12 protein-coding genes are annotated in these 18081 nt (G+C 61.9%); 2 read left to right on the plus strand and 10 right to left on the minus strand.

Going from position 1 to position 18081, the window contains the following annotated elements:
• Nucleotides 1-169: 169 nt before the first annotated feature.
• Nucleotides 170-622, minus strand: coding sequence for a GNAT family N-acetyltransferase (locus BBF94_RS21620; protein WP_065261000.1), 453 nt, complete (start codon nt 620-622; stop codon nt 170-172).
• A 256-nt stretch (nt 623-878) separates the two neighbouring features.
• On the opposite strand from BBF94_RS21620, the gene BBF94_RS21625 reads away from it, so the two are divergent.
• Entirely contained in the window at nt 879-1616 is a 738-nt protein-coding gene (locus tag BBF94_RS21625; protein WP_065261001.1) for a substrate-binding periplasmic protein, read from the plus strand.
• A 22-nt stretch (nt 1617-1638) separates the two neighbouring features.
• On the opposite strand, the gene yccS is transcribed toward BBF94_RS21625, so the two are convergent.
• From yccS to betI, 9 genes are all read right to left on the minus strand, one after another.
• Nucleotides 1639-3813 (minus strand): YccS family putative transporter, encoded by a 2175-nt coding sequence (gene yccS / locus BBF94_RS21630; RefSeq protein ID WP_065261002.1) that lies wholly within the window; start codon nt 3811-3813, stop codon nt 1639-1641.
• A 228-nt stretch (nt 3814-4041) separates the two neighbouring features.
• A complete protein-coding gene (locus BBF94_RS21635) occupies nt 4042-5220 on the minus strand; it encodes a BaiN/RdsA family NAD(P)/FAD-dependent oxidoreductase (protein ID WP_065261003.1) in 1179 nt (392 codons plus the stop codon).
• A gap of 48 nt (nt 5221-5268) precedes the next feature.
• The gene (gene dbpA / locus BBF94_RS21640; protein ID WP_065261004.1) at nt 5269-6654 is read right to left on the minus strand and encodes an ATP-dependent RNA helicase DbpA; all 1386 of its coding nucleotides are present in this window, start codon (nt 6652-6654) and stop codon (nt 5269-5271) included.
• A 232-nt stretch (nt 6655-6886) separates the two neighbouring features.
• A complete protein-coding gene (mdtD, locus tag BBF94_RS21645; RefSeq protein WP_065261005.1) occupies nt 6887-8314 on the minus strand; it encodes a multidrug transporter subunit MdtD in 1428 nt (475 codons plus the stop codon).
• A gap of 200 nt (nt 8315-8514) precedes the next feature.
• Nucleotides 8515-9852 carry a TldD/PmbA family protein gene (locus BBF94_RS21650; RefSeq protein ID WP_065261006.1) on the minus strand — a complete coding sequence of 446 codons (1338 nt, stop codon included), beginning with the start codon at nt 9850-9852 and terminating at the stop codon, nt 8515-8517.
• A complete protein-coding gene (locus BBF94_RS21655) occupies nt 9852-11294 on the minus strand; it encodes a TldD/PmbA family protein (protein WP_065261007.1) in 1443 nt (480 codons plus the stop codon). The genes BBF94_RS21650 and BBF94_RS21655 overlap by 1 nt, the downstream gene beginning before the upstream one ends.
• Before the next feature lie 271 nt (nt 11295-11565).
• Nucleotides 11566-13269: a choline dehydrogenase gene (betA, locus tag BBF94_RS21660; RefSeq protein WP_065261008.1), complete on the minus strand. Its 1704-nt coding sequence runs from the start codon at nt 13267-13269 to the stop codon at nt 11566-11568.
• 210 nt (nt 13270-13479) lie between these two features.
• Nucleotides 13480-14952 (minus strand): betaine-aldehyde dehydrogenase, encoded by a 1473-nt coding sequence (gene betB / locus BBF94_RS21665; RefSeq protein ID WP_065261009.1) that lies wholly within the window; start codon nt 14950-14952, stop codon nt 13480-13482.
• Between the two features lie 79 nt (nt 14953-15031).
• Nucleotides 15032-15634: a transcriptional regulator BetI gene (betI, locus tag BBF94_RS21670; protein WP_065261010.1), complete on the minus strand. Its 603-nt coding sequence runs from the start codon at nt 15632-15634 to the stop codon at nt 15032-15034.
• A 425-nt stretch (nt 15635-16059) separates the two neighbouring features.
• Between betI and betT the strand changes: the two genes are divergently transcribed.
• Nucleotides 16060-18057, plus strand: coding sequence for a choline BCCT transporter BetT (gene betT, locus BBF94_RS21675; protein WP_065261011.1), 1998 nt, complete (start codon nt 16060-16062; stop codon nt 18055-18057).
• Nucleotides 18058-18081: the final 24 nt, after the last annotated feature.

Raw genomic sequence — 18081 nt, forward strand, 5'->3', positions numbered from 1 at the left:
GCGCCGATTGGGGGATATTGGAGAGATTCGCCGACGTGCACCAACGCTTGTGAATCCATAATCGCCAAGCTCGCTCAGGTCGCCGTATAGCTAGAGACACCTCGGTAGGCCCCCTCTACCTCTGGGAGAGGGCTGGGGTGAGGGCCGCGATCATCAGCCGAGCGACAGCTCAGGAGCGACGCATCCCTATGTGCGGAATGTCATCCTCCAGATACTCCTCACCCGCCACCACAAACCCGTACCGCCCGTAATACCCCTGCAAATGCGCCTGGGCCGACAGATAGATCGGCACTTCCGGCCAGCGCTTCTCGGCCTGTTTCAGCGCCTGTTCCATCATTTCGTGGCCCAGCCCTTTGCCCCGTCCCGCCGGAGCCGTCAGCACGCGGCCGATCACTACGTCACCGCCCTGGGATTCAGGATCCAGCAAACGCAGATACGCCACCAGTTGATCGCCGTCCCAGCCCATCAAATGGCAGGTATCACCGTCCAGATCCTGGCCGTCGGGGTCCAGGTAGGCGCAACGCTGTTCGACCACGAACACTTCCGAGCGCAATTTCAAAAGGGCGTACAGCTGTTCCAGCCCCAGATCGCTGTGATGTTTGCAGACCCACTCGATTGTCATCTTCCGATTCCTTGAACGTCGTCGCTCGATACTAAGCGCCACGTCGAAATATGTCTGCATGGCTGAGAAATCTGTGACAAAGGCCAAAATGCCATCATTCCCTTCTGGCGGTGCCGACATCTTTGTGTAATCTGCTGGGAAGCGCTGTGCAACGGCTTCAATGAGCTAATGTTAGGGCCTGGGACTCGCCGTTGGGGGGATCTTGGGGTTTTGACTGAAAACACGCCGGCGGCCCGCCCGCTAAGGATTTTCAAGCATGCCGCGATTGCATCGAGCGTTGGCTTTGATCGGATTGCTGTTGCTGGGTCAAAGCGCTGCAGCGGAAAAACTGCGCCTGGTGTTCGACATCTGGCCGCCCTTTACCGATGTCACGCTGGTCAACGGCGGGTTGGCCACGGACATCGTCAGTACGGCCCTGGCCCGGGCCGGCTATGCGAGTGACTATGAACAGGTGCCATGGGCGCGGGCCATGCTCGGCATTGGCGAGGGGCGTTACGACGTGCTGGTCAACGCCTGGTACAACGACGAGCGCACGAAACTGGGACAGTTTTCCGACGAGTACCTGCTCAACCGCGTGCGTTTTCTCAAGCGCAAGGACACGCCCATCGAATACAACAATTTGCAGGAGCTGCACACCTACCCGGTTGCGGTGGTGCGCGGCTACGCCTATTCGGCGCCGTTCGATGCCGACACCGCATTGCAGAAGGTTCCTGTGCATAACTTCGCCATGGCCGTGCGCATGCTGGCGGCGGACCGGGTCAAGCTGACCCTGGAAGACGAATACGTCGCCCGTTATTACCTGGCACGGGAATCACCCAAGGTGCGCAACGCCGTGGAGTTCCTGCCCAAACCATTGAGCGAAAACAGCCTGCACATTCTGGTCAGCCTGAAAAACCCGGAGCACGCAAAAATCGTGGCCGGGTTCGACAAGGCCATTGCGGCGATGAAGGCTGATGGCAGCTATGACAGGTTGCTGAGGCAGCACGGCATGTAGAGGATAGCTTCGAACGACCGCTTTAAACCTCCTTGATCAGGTGCGCCGCCAGTGTCCGCAACGGGCCAAGCTGACGGCAGATCAGCGCCAGTTGCGTCTGCACCAGTCGCTGGCCTTCGTCGATCTCGTCGGGCATTTGCTCAAGCTCGTTGGCCAGCGCTTCTTCTTCATCGCTCTGGATTGCGATCGGCGTTTTGCTCGCCAGGCCCTGGGCGATTTCGTCGATACTGCTGGCCAGTTTCACCCCCGCGCCATCGATCAGATGCTCACGCACCTCGGCCGGCAACTGGGTTTCCCGGTGCGCGCCAAGGCCCGACAGGTAGCTGAGCAAGGTGTGCGACAGCACCAGGAAGCGGAAACCGACATCGGCTTCTTTACGGAAATGCCCCGGCTCCATCAGCATGTTCGCCAGTGTGGTGGACAGCGCCGCGTCGGCGTTGTGCGCGTTGCGCCGGGCGAGGCGATAGGCGAGGTCGTCGCTCTTGCCGGCGGCGTATTGCTGCATGATCTGGCGCAGGTAGATGCTGTTGCAGGTCAGGGTGTTGGCCAGCACCTTGTTCAGGCGCCGACCCTGCCAGTCCGGCAGGAACAGAAATACGGTCAGCCCCGCGATCAGACTGCCGAGCAGGGTATCGAACAGCCGTGGCACGAATAGCCCGTAGCCGTCGCCGACCTGGTTGAAGCAGAACAGCACCATGATCGTGATCGCCGCGGTGGCTACGGTGTAGCGGGTCGTGCGGTTGGTAAAGAACACCACACCGGCGGCGATGGCGAAACACGACTGCACCAGCGGGCTGGGGAACAGATCGAACAGCGCCCAGGCGATGGTCAGGCCGATGGCGGTGCCGAGAATCCGCTGGCCGAGCTTGCGCCGGGTGGCGCCGTAGTTCGGCTGGCAGACGAACAGTGTGGTGAGGATGATCCAGTAGCCTTGCGACGGGTGAATCAGATGCACCATGCCATACCCGATGCTCAACGCCAGCGGCAGGCGCAGGGCGTGACGGAACAGCAATGACGTCGGTGTCAGTTGGGTGCGCAGTCGAGTCAGCACATCCTTGAAGTTGCGCGGCGAGCGGTCGAGCAGGCTGCTGTCGGTGGCATCGGCCAATGCGTCAGGGTTGCTCGCGTCGCTGAGCAAGCGGTCGAGGGTGCCGAGGTTGGCCGCCAGCGCCCGCAGCGAACGCAACAGGCCGCGCCAGGCCGGGTTGCTCTGGATGCGCAGGTGTTCGAGGGAGGCGTGCAGGTCGTTCAGGGCTTCGGCAAAACTGGCGTCGTAGACGAACGGCTGGCGCATCTGGATCGATTCGGCCAGCGCCCGGCAGGCCTTGCCTTGCTGGCGCAACAGACGCTGGCAGCGGAACAGCACGTCGCTGTGGAAAAACGCTTCGGCCAGTGCGTTGTAAGGGTAGTGCGAAGAGCTGGCGCGTTCGTGGATGTCCTGCGCCAGAAAGTACAGTTTGAGGTAACGACTGACTTTCGAGCCGGGGCGGCCATTGCCGACCCGATGGAGAATGATTTCCTTGGCGCTGTTCAGTGCCGCGACGACGCGGCCGTTTTGCTGGGCCAGTTCCAGGCGCCGCGCTTCGACATCCAGCTGACGGATCGGCTCGAACAGCGAGGCTTTCAGCTTCAGGTAATAACCCAGTTCACGGAACAGCCGCGCCAGGCTCTGCTGCACCGGCTGATTGGAAAACATCGCCTGCCACAGCACCGACAGCAAGCCGTACCACGCGGCACCGGCCACCAGCAGCATCGGTTCGTGCCAGAAATCCGTGACTGCCCCACCGCGCTGATCCACGCCGATCATGGTGTAGACGGAGAGAATCAACGTCGCCGAGGCAATCGCCCCGTAACGCTCGCCGAGCGCACCGAGCATGGTCAGGCCGAAACTGGCCAGCGCCAGGGCGATGACAAAAACGATGGGGTAGGGGAAGAGCAGTTCCACCGACAGTGCCGCGACGCTGAAACACACCAGCGTCACCGCCAGTGCATTGAGGCGGCCCTGCCAGCTGTCGTCGGTCTCGGCCAGGGCGCTGGCGATGATCCCGAGGAACAACGGGATCAGCAGCCCCATTTCATCCTGATACCAACACAGCGCCATGCTGCCGGTCAGGGCGATGAACACCCGCACGCTGTAGCTGAATTTATCCAGCGCCCACAGGCGCCGCAAAGACTGACGAAACGAGGTCGAGGACATGAAGTGCGAAGGCCTTCCGAGGCGATGCCGCTAAATTGAGCCAGTAATGACGTCGACGCAATGGCGCCGATCACATCGGACAGCAAAAAGTGTTCCTTTCATGCACCACATACCACTGTGGGAGCGAGCTTGCTCGCGAAAGCGGTATGTCATTCAACATATGTGTCGACTGACAGATTGCATTCGCGAGCAAGCTCGCTCCCACAGGGTTTTGTATATGGCTTTGGATCAGACGTACTGCGCCGCCGCGTAACCCGATGCCCAGGCCCACTGAAAGTTGAAGCCGCCCAGATGTCCGGTGACATCCAGCACTTCGCCGACAAAGTACAGGCCCGGGCTTTTCAGCGATTCCATGGTCTTGGACGACACTTCGCGGGTGTCGACACCGCCGAGGGTCACTTCGGCGGTGCGATAGCCTTCGGTGCCGGCAGGGACGACTTTCCAGCTGCCGAGCTTCTCGGCGATGTCCGCCAGTTCGGCGTGGGTGTATTGCTTCATCGGTTTGGAGACGAACCAGTTGTCCGCCAGCAGGTTGGCCATCTTCTTGGTGAAGATTTCGCCGAGCAGGGTTTTCAGTTCGCTGTTCGGGCGCTCGGCGGTCTGCTGTTGCAGCCAGCTTGCGGCGTCGTGATCGGGCAGCAGGTTGATCTCGACCGTGTCGCCCGGCTCCCAGAACGAGGAAATCTGCAGAATCGCCGGGCCGCTCAGGCCACGGTGAGTGAACAGGATGTTCTCGCGAAAGCTCTGGTCGTTGCAGCTGACCAGGCAATCCACCGAGGTGCCGGACAGTTCGGTGCACAGATCCTTGAGCTGATCGGTGATGGTGAACGGCACCAGACCGGCGCGGGTCGGCAGCAGGTCGTGGCCGAATTGCTTGGCGACCTGATAGCCGAAACCGGTGGCGCCCAACGTCGGGATCGACAGGCCGCCAGTAGCGATCACCAGCGACTGACACTGGATCTGGCCGAGGGTGGTGTCGAGCAGATAACCGCCTTCGACTTTCTCGATAGTCTGGATCGAGGTGTCGAGGTGCAGGTTGACGCCAACCTGATCGCACTCGTCCAGCAGCATGCCAAGGATGTCGCTGGACTTGTTATCACAGAACAGCTGACCGAGTTTTTTCTCGTGATACGGCACGCCATGCTTGGCGACCATGCCGATGAAATCCCACTGGGTGTAGCGGGCCAGCGCGGACTTGCAGAAGTGTGGATTCTGCGAAAGAAAATTGCCCGGCTCGGTGTACAGGTTGGTGAAGTTGCAGCGCCCGCCGCCGGACATCAGGATTTTCTTGCCGGCCTTGTTCGCGTGGTCAAGCAGCAACACCTGACGCCCGCGCCCTGCGGCGGTCAGTGCACACATCAACCCTGCGGCGCCGGCGCCAATGATCACGACTTCGGTAGAGCGCAAAACGGTGTCCTCACACAACGATCAGTATCGGTTTCGGTAACGTTCAGGTCAGAGGACGCGAACGCGCAGCGAACGACCCTTGATCTTGCCGTTGTTCAAGCGCTGCAGCGCCTGCATGACCACGGTGCGTTCAACGGCCACGTAGGACTGGAAGTCGAAGATTGCGATCTTGCCGACCTGGGTGCCCAGAATCCCGGCCTCACCGGTCAGTGCACCGAGAATGTCACCCGGACGCACCTTGTCCTTGCGTCCGCCGGCGATGCACAGCGTGCTCATCGGCGGTTGCAGCGGGGCACCGCCCTGGGATTTCAGGTTGTCCACCTGATCCCAGTTCAGCGGGGTTTTCTGCAGTTGTTCGATGGCCTGGGCGCGGTGCGCTTCCGACGGCGCCACCAGGCTGACCGCGATGCCTTTCTCGCCGGCACGACCGGTACGGCCGACGCGGTGAATGTGGATTTCCGAATCCCGGGCCAGCTCGACGTTGATCACCATGTCCAGCGAATCGATGTCCAGGCCACGGGCCGCGACGTCAGTGGCCACCAGCACCGAAGTGCTGCGGTTGGCGAACATCGCCAGTACCTGGTCGCGGTCACGCTGTTCCAGATCGCCGTGCAGGCCGACGGCGGAAATGCCCTTGGAGGTCAGGTGATCGACGGTTTCCTGCACCTGCTGCTTGGTGAAGCAGAAGGCCACGGTGGAGGCCGGACGGAAGTGGTGCAGGACCTTGGTCACCGCGCTCATGCGCTCTTCCGGGGAGATCTCGTAGAAGCGCTGTTCGATCTGGGTGTCGTCGTGAAACGCTTCGGCCTTCACCGTTTGCGGATCACGCATGAATTTCGACGCCAATTGCTTGATGCCCACCGGGTAGGTGGCCGAGAACAACAGGGTCTGACGACGTTCCGGGGTCTGCTGGATGATGTCTTCGATGGCATCGTAAAAACCCATGTCGAGCATGCGGTCGGCTTCGTCGAGGACCAGCGTGTTCAGGCCGTCGAGCGCCAGCGAACCCTTGCGCAGGTGCTGCTGGATACGCCCCGGAGTGCCGACGATGACGTGCGCGCCGTGCTCCAGCGAACCGATCTGCGGGCCGAACGGCACGCCGCCGCACAGGGTCAGGACCTTGATGTTGTCTTCGGCGCGGGCCAGACGGCGGATTTCCTTGGCGACCTGGTCGGCCAGCTCGCGGGTCGGGCAAATGACCAGTGCCTGGCAACCGAAGTAGCGCGGATTGATCGGGTTCAGCAGGCCGATGCCGAATGCGGCGGTCTTGCCGCTGCCGGTCTTGGCCTGGGCGATCAGGTCCATCCCCTTGAGGATCACCGGCAAGCTCTGCGCCTGGATCGGCGTCATCTGGGCATAACCGAGGGATTCGAGGTTAGCCAGCATGGCGGCGGACAGCGGCAAAGTATTAAAAGCGGTGGCGATGGTGGTCACGGGACTGGCCTGCAAAACAAAATGTCGCGCAGTGTAGCAGCCCCGTGCCACTTTCCTCGAAAGTTCTGGACGAACAGCGACGAAAACCCAGGTGACAGGACTTGCCCGTGGCGAGGAAGCTTGCTCCCGTCGGGGCGCGAAGCGGCCCTCGCTTTTCTACTGAAAAAGCAGGGGACTGCTGCGCAGTCCAGCGGGAGCAAGCTCCCGCGCCACAGAAGCCGCTCCCCACAGATCAATGTTCGATGTGTTCTTCCGGCCGTTTCGCGCGCCGACCGTCTTCTTTCGAGAGTTGCGAGAAGATGGTCGCCGCCAGCATCGCCATGACACCCACGGTCACGAACGTCAGCTGGAACGCGCCCAGCACGGTTTCAACGCCATCATTGCCGATTTCCGCCGTGAAGCCGCCGAGCAGGGCACCGGCGCAGGCCACCCCGAGACTCAGCGACAACTGCGCAACCACCGACAGCAGACTGTTGCCGCTGCTGGCGCTGGCGTCGTCGAGGTCGATCAGGGTCACGGTGTTCATCGCGGTGAACTGCAGCGAGTTGATCGCGCCGAGAATCGCCAGCAGGCACAACAGCAGCCAATACGGCGTCTGCTCGCTGACCAGGCCCATGCTCGCCAGCATGATCCCCAACGCCAGCGTGTTGCCGGTGAGCACGATGCGATAACCGAGACGTTCGATCAGCGGCCGCGCCATCCACTTGGCAAACATCGCTGCGGCGGCCAGCGGCAGCATGCTCATCCCGGCCTGCGAAGGTGAATAACCCAGCGCCACCTGCAGCAGCAACGGCACCAGAAACGGCAACGCGCCGCTGCCCAGACGGGCGAACAGGTTACCGATGATCCCCACCGCAAACGTCCGGGTCTTGAACAGCGAAGGCGCGAACAACGGATTCTCGACCCGCCCGGCGCGCAACCAGTACGCGGCCAGACAGGCCATGCCACCGAACAGCAGCAACATCACCCGCAGGTGCGGCAGATGCAATTCGCCAAGGCCTTCCATGGCGATGGTGATCAGAATCATCGCTGCGCCGAACAGCAGGAAACCGAGGCTATCGAAGCGTGTGCGCTCGGTGCCGCGCAGGTCGGGAATGAACTTCCACACCGCGTAGCAACCGATGACGCCGACCGGCAGGTTGATCAGGAAGATCCAGTGCCACGTCAGGTACTGCACCATCCAGCCGCCCATGGTCGGGCCGATCAGCGGGCCGAGCAGGCCGGGAATGGTGATGAAGCCCATGATCCGCACCAGCTCCGAGCGCGGGTAAGCGCGCAGCACCACCAATCGCCCGACCGGCAGCATCAGTGCCCCGCCCAGGCCCTGGATCACCCGGGCGCCGACCAGCATGGTCAGGCTGCTCGACAGGGCGCAGAGCAGCGAGCCGATGCTGAACAGCAGGATCGCACCGAAGAAGATCTTCTTGGTGCCGAAGCGGTCGGCGATCCAGCCCGAGGCCGGAATCAGCAACGCGACGGTGAGCATGTAGGCAATGACCACGCCCTGCATCCGCAGCGGGTCTTCGGCCAGGTCCCGAGCCATGGCCGGCAGGGCGGTGTTGAGGATGGTCCCGTCGAGGGATTGCATGAAGAACGCGATGGCGACGACCCACGGCAACCAGCGGGCGGTGATGGCGTCGAGCGGCGGGCGGTTGGGCATGGAACCTCTGGTGGCTTGTTAGTCCGAATGCATGACTGAACCTTAAAGTCTGTGGCGAGGGAGCTTGCTCCCGCTCGACGGTGAAGCCGTCGTAAATCCGGCCGGTGCGGTATTGCTGGAAAGTCGCATCGGCAGGTATTGGGGCTGCTGAGCAGCCCGGCGGGAGCAAGCTCCCTCGCCACAGTTGTTGCGTGCTGCTTTTACAAGGTCAAGGTCAATCGGCTCACCAGCGCCCCCGGCAGCAATGCCGACGAGGTATTGCGCTGACTGTAGGTACTCGGCGACAGCAGCAACTCCCGCTCGGCGGTCAACGCTTCCAGCTGCGAACCCAGCAGGCTGTAGGCGCTGTCGTCGAAACGCATGGTGCTGACCGGCGCCTGGATCTCGCCGTTTTCTACCCAGAACGTGGCAAACCGCGTCATGCCGGTCAGGCGCGCTGCCGGTTGATCGGAGAAATTCAGGTACCACAGATTGCTGATGTACAGACCGGTGCCCAACTGCTTGAGAATCTCGGCTTGCGGCAGGTCGCCCGCCCCCATGTTCAAGGCGCTGGGTGATTCTCCGCCGCTGGCGCCGTTGGCCGTCAGACCATATTCGGCGGCGCTGCGTGAACCCACCAACTGATCGCCCGCTTTGCCTTCGATGATCAACCGCAGATCGCTGCGCGGATAACCTTCGCCGGAAAACGCCGGGCTCAGTGAGCCGCTGACTTTTTCGTCGAGGGTCACCAGCGGGCTGAACGCCTGATCGCCGGCATACAGCTTTTGCAGCGGACTGCTCTTGCTGGCAATCGACTGCGCCGAGAAACCGCCCCAGCACAACATGCCCATGATTTCTTCCAGCGCTGCCGGTGCCAGATAGGCGCGGTATTGGCCGGGTGGCAGGGTGCGCAACGGTCGTGCGAGAAACTCGAGCTGCTCGCGGGCCTGCCGGAAACGTGCGGCGAAACCTTCGCTGCTCCACGCGTGCCCGGCGTAGCTGGCTTTCACCGCTTCGCCGTTCTCGTGAAACAGGCTGAAGTCGAAGTTGAAGCTGTTGGCCTGATGCCAGCCGAACGCGCCGGAAGAACTGGCGAAGCCGCGGCTGATGGGACCGGCGGCATAGAAGCCGACCAGATCCAGGCCTTCGGCTGCCTGGGCGATTTCAGCGACCACCTGCTCGGTGTCCGGCAGCGGATATTCCTGCACATTCTGGCTCTGCCAGTCGTCGTGGTTGAGCAGCAGGTAGGGATCCTGTGGCAGCAGCGGCAGGGTTTCGCGCAGTTGTTGCAGGCCCTCGGCCAGCCGTTGCAGGTCGGTGGACTGCTCGCCGGAGAGGGTGATGTGCAGGTCGGCATGGCGGCCGTCGTCGATCAGTTTCAGGCCGATGGTCGCCTGCTGGACTTGTCCGGCCTGACGCACTTTGGCGTGGTTGAAGCGTACGAAGGCCGACGATTCGGCGTCGTAACTCAGGGTGAACTGTTCCGGCTCGCGCACGGCATCGCGCAGCCAGTTGACCAGCACCTTGAAGGTCTCGACCTGGCTTTTGGAAATACTCATCAGGCGTCTCCCCCAAACACATCAACATTGCTGAACACGCAGGCCGGTGAAGCATGGCCGACGCGGATCACCTGGTTCGGTTCGCCCTTGCCGCAATTCGGCGTGCCCAGTACCCGGGTGGTGCCGGCGTTGCCCACGGCGCGCAGGCTCTTCCAGAAGTGTGCGGAAATGCCCCGGTAGTTCGGATTCTTCACCACACCCTTGAGTTCACCGTTTTCGATCAGCTGGCCCCATTCGCAACCGAACTGGAATTTGTTGCGTGCGTCGTCGATCGACCACGAACGGTTGGTGCTCATCAGAATGCCGTGCTCGATGCCGCCGATCAGCTGTTCCAGCGACTGGTCGCCCGGCTCGATGTTGAGGTTGGCCATGCGGTCGATCGGCGGTCGGTTCCAGCCGCAGGCGCGGCTGTTGGCGACGCCGTCGAGACCGGTGCGGAACTGTGAAAGCGCTCCGCCCAACGGCCGTACCAGCAGGCCCTCGCGAATCAGGAACTGTTTGCTGGCCTTGGAGCCGTCGTCATCGTGGCCGTAACTGGCCAGTTCTTCGGGGATGTCCGGATCGAAGGTCACGTTGAGCAGTTTCGAGCCGTATTGCAGGCTGCCGAAATCCGAGGCTTTGACGAAACTGGTGCCGGCGTAATTACGCTCGTCGCCGAGTATGCGGTCGAGTTCCAGCGGGTGGCCGATGGATTCGTGGATCTGCAGCATCATCTGGTCGGGCATCAGCAGCAGATCGCGGGGGCCTTGAGGGGTGTTCGGCGCGAGCAGCAGTTGCAGCGCCTGATCGGCGACTTGCGGGCCGGCGCCGATCAGGCCGCAGCGGCTGATCACGTCAGCGCCACCTTGCTGACCGAAGTTTTCGCGGCCGAGGCTGCGGGTCTGGCTGTCGCTGCCGTCGTAGGCGGTGACGTCCAGGCCCGGATAGACGAAGCGCTGGGCCTGGCGCAATTCGGCCCCGGCGCTGCTGAGGTAGATCTGTTCGACGTGGGTGATGCCCAGGCTCACTTCCCAATTCACCAGGCGCTCATCCTTGGGCACCGAGGCGGATTCCGCGCCGAGCAGCTCGAAGCATTCGCTCAGGGAGGCAAAGGGTTGTTGCAGATTGGGTGAAAAGTAATCGGCGCGGTCGCCGGAAACCGGCTGGTGGCTCAGGTCGAGCAGGGCGTGGGGCTTGATTCGCCGGGCCTGCTGCTCGGCGCGTTCGAGGGCGGCTTGCAGACCTTGTTGCGACAGATCATTGGTCGCTGCGTAGGCTTCGACGCCGTTGACCCGGACGGTGAGCATCGCGCCTTCATCGCGGCTCAGGCTCGGTGGTTCGGCGACGTTCTTGCGCACTGACAGGTACTGGCCGGATTCGCGTACATACCGCAGGGAAAAAAACTCGGCGCCCGTGCGCAAGGCAGCGAAGCGCTGCTTGAGCCGGGGGTGGAAATCGAACATCAGGGAACCTCCTTGTTATGGGAGTAACGGCGAAGCGGATTCGGCGGGGAGGGGTGAAACGGTTGCGCGAGGACTAGAGTAGGCCTGCGTGGGGGTAGGATCAAGTGAAGAGGGGGTGTAGGAGGATTTACTGTGAAACAGGGAGATAGGTGGTGATTAGTAGGGCCTCATCGTCGGAACGCCGCCCGGAGCAGGCTCGCTCCCACAGTTGAAATGCATTCCAAATGTGGGAGAGCCTGCTCGCGATTAGCCTTGATGCGGTGTAGCCGAGTTACTGAGCAACAGCACTCACTTCACGCAGCGCCTTGCCTTTCACCGGCGCATCGCCGGCGACGTAGTACGGCGCCTTGCTGCGTGGCAACGGCTGACGGCCACGGATCTTGTCGGCGATTTTCTCGGCCATCATGATCGTCGGTGCGTTCAGGTTACCGGTGGTGATGATCGGCATGATCGAGGCGTCGACCACACGCAGACCCTGCATGCCATGCACGCGGCCCTGACCGTCCACGACCGCCATTTCGTCGGTGCCCATCTTGCACGAGCAGGATGGGTGGAACGCGGTTTCGGCGTGCTCGCGGATGAACTTGTCCAGTTGCTCATCGGTTTGCACTTCGATACCCGGGCTGATTTCACGGCCACGGAAGGCGTCCAGCGCAGGCTGCTGCATGATTTCACGGGTCAGACGGATGCCGTCACGGAACTCTTGCCAGTCCTGCTCGGTGGCCATGTAGTTGAACAGGATACTCGGGTGCTGGCGCGGATCCTTGGATTTCAACTGGATGCGACCACGGCTCGGCGAACGCATGGAGCCCATGTGCGCTTGGAAGCCGTGTTCCTGTACGCCGTTGCTGCCGTTGTAGTTGATCGCCACCGGCAGGAAGTGGTACTGGATGTTCGGCCATTCGAATTCCGGACGGGTGCGGATGAAACCGCCGGCTTCGAACTGGTTGCTGGCGCCGATGCCGGTGCCGTTGAACAGCCACTCGGCACCGATGGCCGGCTGGTTGTACCAGAGCAGCGACGGGTACAGCGAGACCGGTTGGGTGCAAGCGTATTGCAGGTACAGCTCGAGGTGGTCCTGCAGGTTTTCGCCGACGCCCGGCAGATCGTGAACGACCGGGATGTCGAGGCTTTCCAGCAGTTTTGCCGGGCCGACGCCGGAGCGTTGCAGCAGTTGCGGCGAGGCGATCGCGCCGGAGCAGACGATGACTTCCTTGCGGGCGCGGGCTTCAACGCGCTCTTCGGCAGCGCCGACCAGATAACGCACGCCAATGGCGCGCTTGCCTTCGAACAGCACCTTGTCGGCCAGGGCGTGAGTGACTATGGTCAGGGTCGAGCGCTTCTTGGCGGTGTCCAGATAACCACGGGCGGTGGAAGCACGACGGCCTTTCGGCGTCACGGTGCGGTCCATCGGGCCGAAGCCTTCCTGCTGATAACCGTTCAAGTCTTCGGTGCGCGGGTAACCGGCTTGAACGCCGGCTTCGACCATGGCGTTGAACAGCGGGTTGTTGCCCGCTTTCGGCGTGGTCACGCTGACCGGGCCGTCGCCACCGTGGTAGTCGTTCGGGCCGATGTCGCGGGTTTCCGCCTTGCGGAAATACGGCAGGCAGTCGAGGTAGGTCCAGTCTTCCAGGCCTGGCAGTTTCGCCCAGCCGTCGTAGTCCATCGCGTTGCCACGGATGTAGCACATGCCGTTGATCAGCGAGGAACCGCCGAGACCCTTGCCGCGACCGCACTCCATGCGACGACCGTCCATGTGTGGCTCCGGATCGGTTTCGTACGCCCAGTTGTAGCGACGGCCTTGCAGCGGGAACGCCAGTGCGGCCGGCATTTGCGTGCGGAAGTCGAAACGGTAGTCCGGGCCGCCGGCTTCGAGCAGCAGAACGGTGACGCCTTCGTCTTCAGTCAGGCGGGTCGCCAGCGTGTTACCGGCAGAACCGGCACCCACAATGATGTAATCGAATTCATGGGACATTGAATGCACCCTCTTTGAAAGTTGGTCAGGTCGCCGAATAGCCAATTATTGTGGCGAGGGAGCTTGCTCCCGCTCGGCTGCGCAGCAGTCGCAAAATCTGCGACCGTGCTCTGTCTGGATAAACGCGATGTCTGGAGTCGGGGCCGCTTCGCAACCTGGCGGGAGCAAGCTCCCTCGCCACAAAGGCCCCGACTTCAACGTTGCGTCGGATCAGAACACCGAGACGTAATCGCCCAGCTCGACCTGTACCGATTTGATGCGAGTGAAGTTGTTCAGCGAGCTGATGCCGTTCTCACGACCGACGCCCGACTGCTTGTAACCGCCAACCGGCATTTTTGCGTCGGACTCGCCCCAGGCGTTGATCCAGCAGATACCGGCTTCCAGCTGATGGATGATGCGGTGGGCGCGGTTCAGGTCGCGGGTGACGATACCGGCGGCCAGGCCGAAGTCGGTGTCGTTGGCGCGGCGGATCACTTCTTCTTCGGTTTCGTAGGTCAGGATCGACATCACCGGGCCGAAGATTTCTTCACGGACGATGGTCATGTCGTCGGTGCAGTCGGTGAACACGGTCGGTGCCACGAACGCGCCCTTGGCGAATTCGCCGTCGGTCATGCGCTCGCCGCCGCACAGAACGCGGGCGCCTTCTTCTTTACCCTTGGCGATGTAGCCCAGCACGTTTTCCATGTGCGCGAAGCTGACCAGCGGGCCGAAGTTGGTGTTTTCGTTTTCCGGGTTGCCAACGCGGATGCGGGCGACGCGCTCGACGATCTTGGCTTCGAAAGCGGCTTTCAGGTGGCTCGGCACGAACACGCGAGTGCCGTTGGTGCAGACCTGACCGGAGCTGTAGAAGTTGGCCATCATCGCGGTGTCGGCGGCGCGATCCAGATCGGCGTCGTCGCAGATGATCAGCGGGGACTTGCCGCCCAGCTCCATGGTCACGTCTTTGAGCGACGAGGCCGAAGCGCTGGCCATGACCTTCTTGCCGGTGTCGGTGCCGCCGGTGAAGGAGATTTTCTCGATGCGCGGGTGCTCGGTCAGCCAGGTGCCGACTTCACGGCCGCTGCCGGTCAGGACGTTGAACACGCCGTTCGGCAGGCCTGCTTCGGTGTAGATCTCGGCCAGTTTCAGGGTGGTCAGCGAGGTGACTTCGCTTGGCTTGAAGATCATCGCGTTACCGGCCGCCAGGGCTGGCGCGGATTTCCACAGGGCGATCTGGATCGGGTAGTTCCACGCGCCGATGCCGGCGACGACGCCCAGCGGCTCGCGACGGGTGTAGACGAAAGAGGTATCACGCAGCGGGATCTGTTCGCCTTCGATGGCGGGTACCAGGCCTGCGTAGTATTCCAGCACGTCGGCGCCGGTGACGATGTCGACGTATTTGGTTTCGGAGAACGCTTTACCGGTGTCCAGGGTTTCCAGGGCAGCCAGTTCATCGTTGCGCTCGCGCAGGATGTCGACGGCGCGACGCAGGATGCGCGAACGCTCCATGGCGGTCATCGCGGCCCAGATTTTCTGGCCCTTTTCGGCGCTGACCACCGCGCGCTCGACGTCTTCCTTGGTCGCACGTTGCACGTGTGCGAGGACTTCACCGTTAGCCGGGTTGATGGCTTCGAAGGTGGCATCGCTGCCGGCGTCGGAGTACGCGCCATCGATGTAGAGTTTTTGCAGTTCGAAACGGGCCATAGTGTCCTCGCAAGTGCATAAGTGGTTGGCCTTGGCCACCGCGATCAGGCTGCGGCGGCGTTCAGGGGCCGAGCGTTTTCTATGTGCTCTGGCTCACCTTCTTGGCCAATTGGAAATCCATGTATTCGTAAGCGATCTGTTGCGCCTGCGCAGTGTCGAAAGCGTCTCCCGACAGCGCGCCGCGCAACCACAAGCCGTCAATCAGAGCTGCCAGTCCACGGGCGGCGCTGCGCGCGTCTTCGAGCGGCAGTACACGGCGGAACTCGCAGCACAGGTTGGAATACAGACGGTGATCGTTGATCCGCTGCAACCTGTGCAAAGACGGCTGGTGCATGCTGGTGGCCCAGAAGGCCAGCCAGGTTTTCATTGCCGGGCCATTGACCTGGCTGGCGTCGAAGTTGCCTTCGATGATCACCTGCAGATGCGCCCGGGGGCTGCTGTCTGCCAGCGCCTGACGGCGCAGGGTGACGTTCTCGCTGAGGACGCTCATCAGATACCGCATCGTGGCGGCGATCAGGCCGTTCTTGTCCTGAAAATAGTGACTGATGATGCCATTCGAGACACCGGCCAGACGGGCGATCAGCGCAATGCTGGCGTCCCCCATTCCGACCTGATCGACGGCCTGCAAAGTGGCTTCGATCAGTTGTTGGCGGCGGATGGGTTGCATACCGACCTTGGGCATCTTGCACATCTCCTTAGGCCTTCCGACAGGCGATGAACGCCGATCGGATCGAGGGCCAGTCTATTTTGTTTTGATTGAACGTTCAATCAACAAAGAATAAGATCTGCGACAAATCGTCGCTGCCTACAGATTTTTCCTACGAGTAAGTGGCGATAAACCGACATCCGAAAATGCTCGAAACCTGCGCGGGGCAAGGCGCGGTTCGACGTTCGATGGACGTGTTGAATGGGCAAGACGCTCACGGCCAGGTTTCGGATGAACGTCCGGACCCCGGCCACGACGGCGATTCGCGATGCCATCTCTGCAGGTTCGGGCTTTTTTCGGGGTGTCTTTATATCACCCGCCGGTCGGCTGCCAACTAACCGATTGGTCGGGTTCCGTGTTGCCTTGTGTTCTTCTCTCGCACTGCCTGGAGCATTTGTGCCATGAGTTCTGCCTCGCTTATAAAGACCCCGCCCGAGAAGGTGACGGTCAACGGTTGGGTGTTCTACACCTCGACCGTGCTGATTCTGTTGTTGACCGCCATTCTGATCATCGCCCCGCAAGAGGCCGGCAGAATGCTGGGAGTGGCTCAGGCCTGGTTGTCCCGCAGCTTCGGCTGGTACTACATGGTGGTGATCGCCGCTTACCTGGTGTTTGTGGTGGGCCTGGCGTTTTCCTCCTACGGCAAACTCAAACTGGGTGGCAAGGACGATACCCCTGATTTCAGTTACGGCGCCTGGGCGGGGATGCTGTTCTCGTCGGGTATCGGTATTTCGCTGCTGTACTTCGGCGCATCCGAGCCGCTGGATCATTACTTCAACCCGCCGGAAGGTGCTTCGGCCACCAACCTGGCGGCGCGTCAGGCTGTTCAGCTGACCTTCCTGCACTGGGGCCTGCACGGCTGGGCGATCTACGCACTGGTCGGTCTGGCCGTTGCCTATTTCGCCTACCGTCACAACCAGCCGCTGGCGCTGCGTTCGGCGCTGTACCCGCTGGCGGGCGAGCGTTGGGTCAAGGGCGCTGCCGGTCATGCGGTGGACGGCTTCGGCATGTTCGTGACCCTGCTGGGTCTGGTGACCAACCTGGGGATCGGTTCGCTGCAAGTGTCCTCCGGCCTGGAAAACCTGTTCGGCATGGAGCACAGCAACACCAACCTGCTGATCGTGATCATCGTGATGAGCACCGTGGCGACCATCGCTGCCGTGTCCGGTGTGGAAAACGGCATCCGTCGTCTGTCCAACCTCAACATCATCCTGTTCAGCGGCCTGCTGATTTTCGTGCTGCTGTTCGGCCCGACCCTGCACCTGCTCAACGGCTTCGTGCAGAACATCGGTGACTACCTCAACGGCGTGGTCATGAAGACCTTCGACCTGTACGTCTATGAAGGCGACAGCGCCAAGTCCGACCGCTGGCTGGGCCTGTGGACTCTGTTCTACTGGGCCTGGTGGATTTCCTGGGCGCCATTCGTAGGCATGTTCATTGCGCGTATTTCCCGTGGTCGTACCGTGCGTGAACTGGTGGCCGGCGTGCTGCTGATTCCGCTGGGCTTCACCCTGGCGTGGCTGTCGATCTTCGGTAACTCGGCGCTGGATCTGGTGATGAACCAGGGCGCAGTCGAACTCGGCAAGACGGCGCTGGAACAGCCGTCGATGGCGATCTATCAGTTGCTGGAACACTACCCGGCATCGAAAGTCGTGATCGGTGTGTCGATCTTCGTGGGTTTCGTGCTGTTCCTGACGCCTGCCGATTCCGGCGCGGTGATGATGGCCAACCTTTCCTGCAAGGGCGGCACCGTCGACGAAGACGCGCCGCACTGGCTGCGCATCTTCTGGTCGGTCGTGATCACCCTGGTGACCATCGGCCTGCTGTTCGCCGGTAACTTCGAAGCCATGCAGACCATGGTGGTGCTGGCCGGTCTGCCGTTCTCGGTGGTGCTGGTGTTCTTCATGTTCGGCCTGCACAAGGCGATGCGTCAGGATACGCAGATCGAACAGGAGCAAGCGCAACTGGCTGAACGCGGTCGTCGTGGTTTCAGCGAGCGTCTGACTCAACTGGACCTGCAACCGAGCCAGTCGGTGGTGCAGCGTTTCATGGACAAACACGTGACTCCGGCGCTGGACGATGCGGCGGCGCAGCTGCGTGCCCAGGGTCTGGAAGTGCAGACGTTGCTGGGTAAATCCAAGCGCTGCATGGGCGTGCGGGTCGAAATGGAAGAGGGCAACCCTTTTGTCTACGAAGTGAGCCTGGACGGCTATCTGGCGACCCCGACCGAATCGGCCCAGTCCGATGAAGCGCGCCAGCGTTACTACCGCGCCGAGGTGTATCTGCACAACGGCAGCCAGGATTACGACCTGATGGGCTTCACGCAGGATCAGATCACGCGCGATGTGCTCGATCAGTTTGAAAGCCATCGGCAGCTCCTTGGCCGGGTGTACAGCTGAGTTGTGATCCAGAATCGTTCCCAC

The sequence above is a fragment of the Pseudomonas bananamidigenes genome, from assembly GCF_001679645.1.
In the GTDB taxonomy this organism is placed as follows: Bacteria; Pseudomonadota; Gammaproteobacteria; order Pseudomonadales; family Pseudomonadaceae; genus Aquipseudomonas; species Aquipseudomonas bananamidigenes.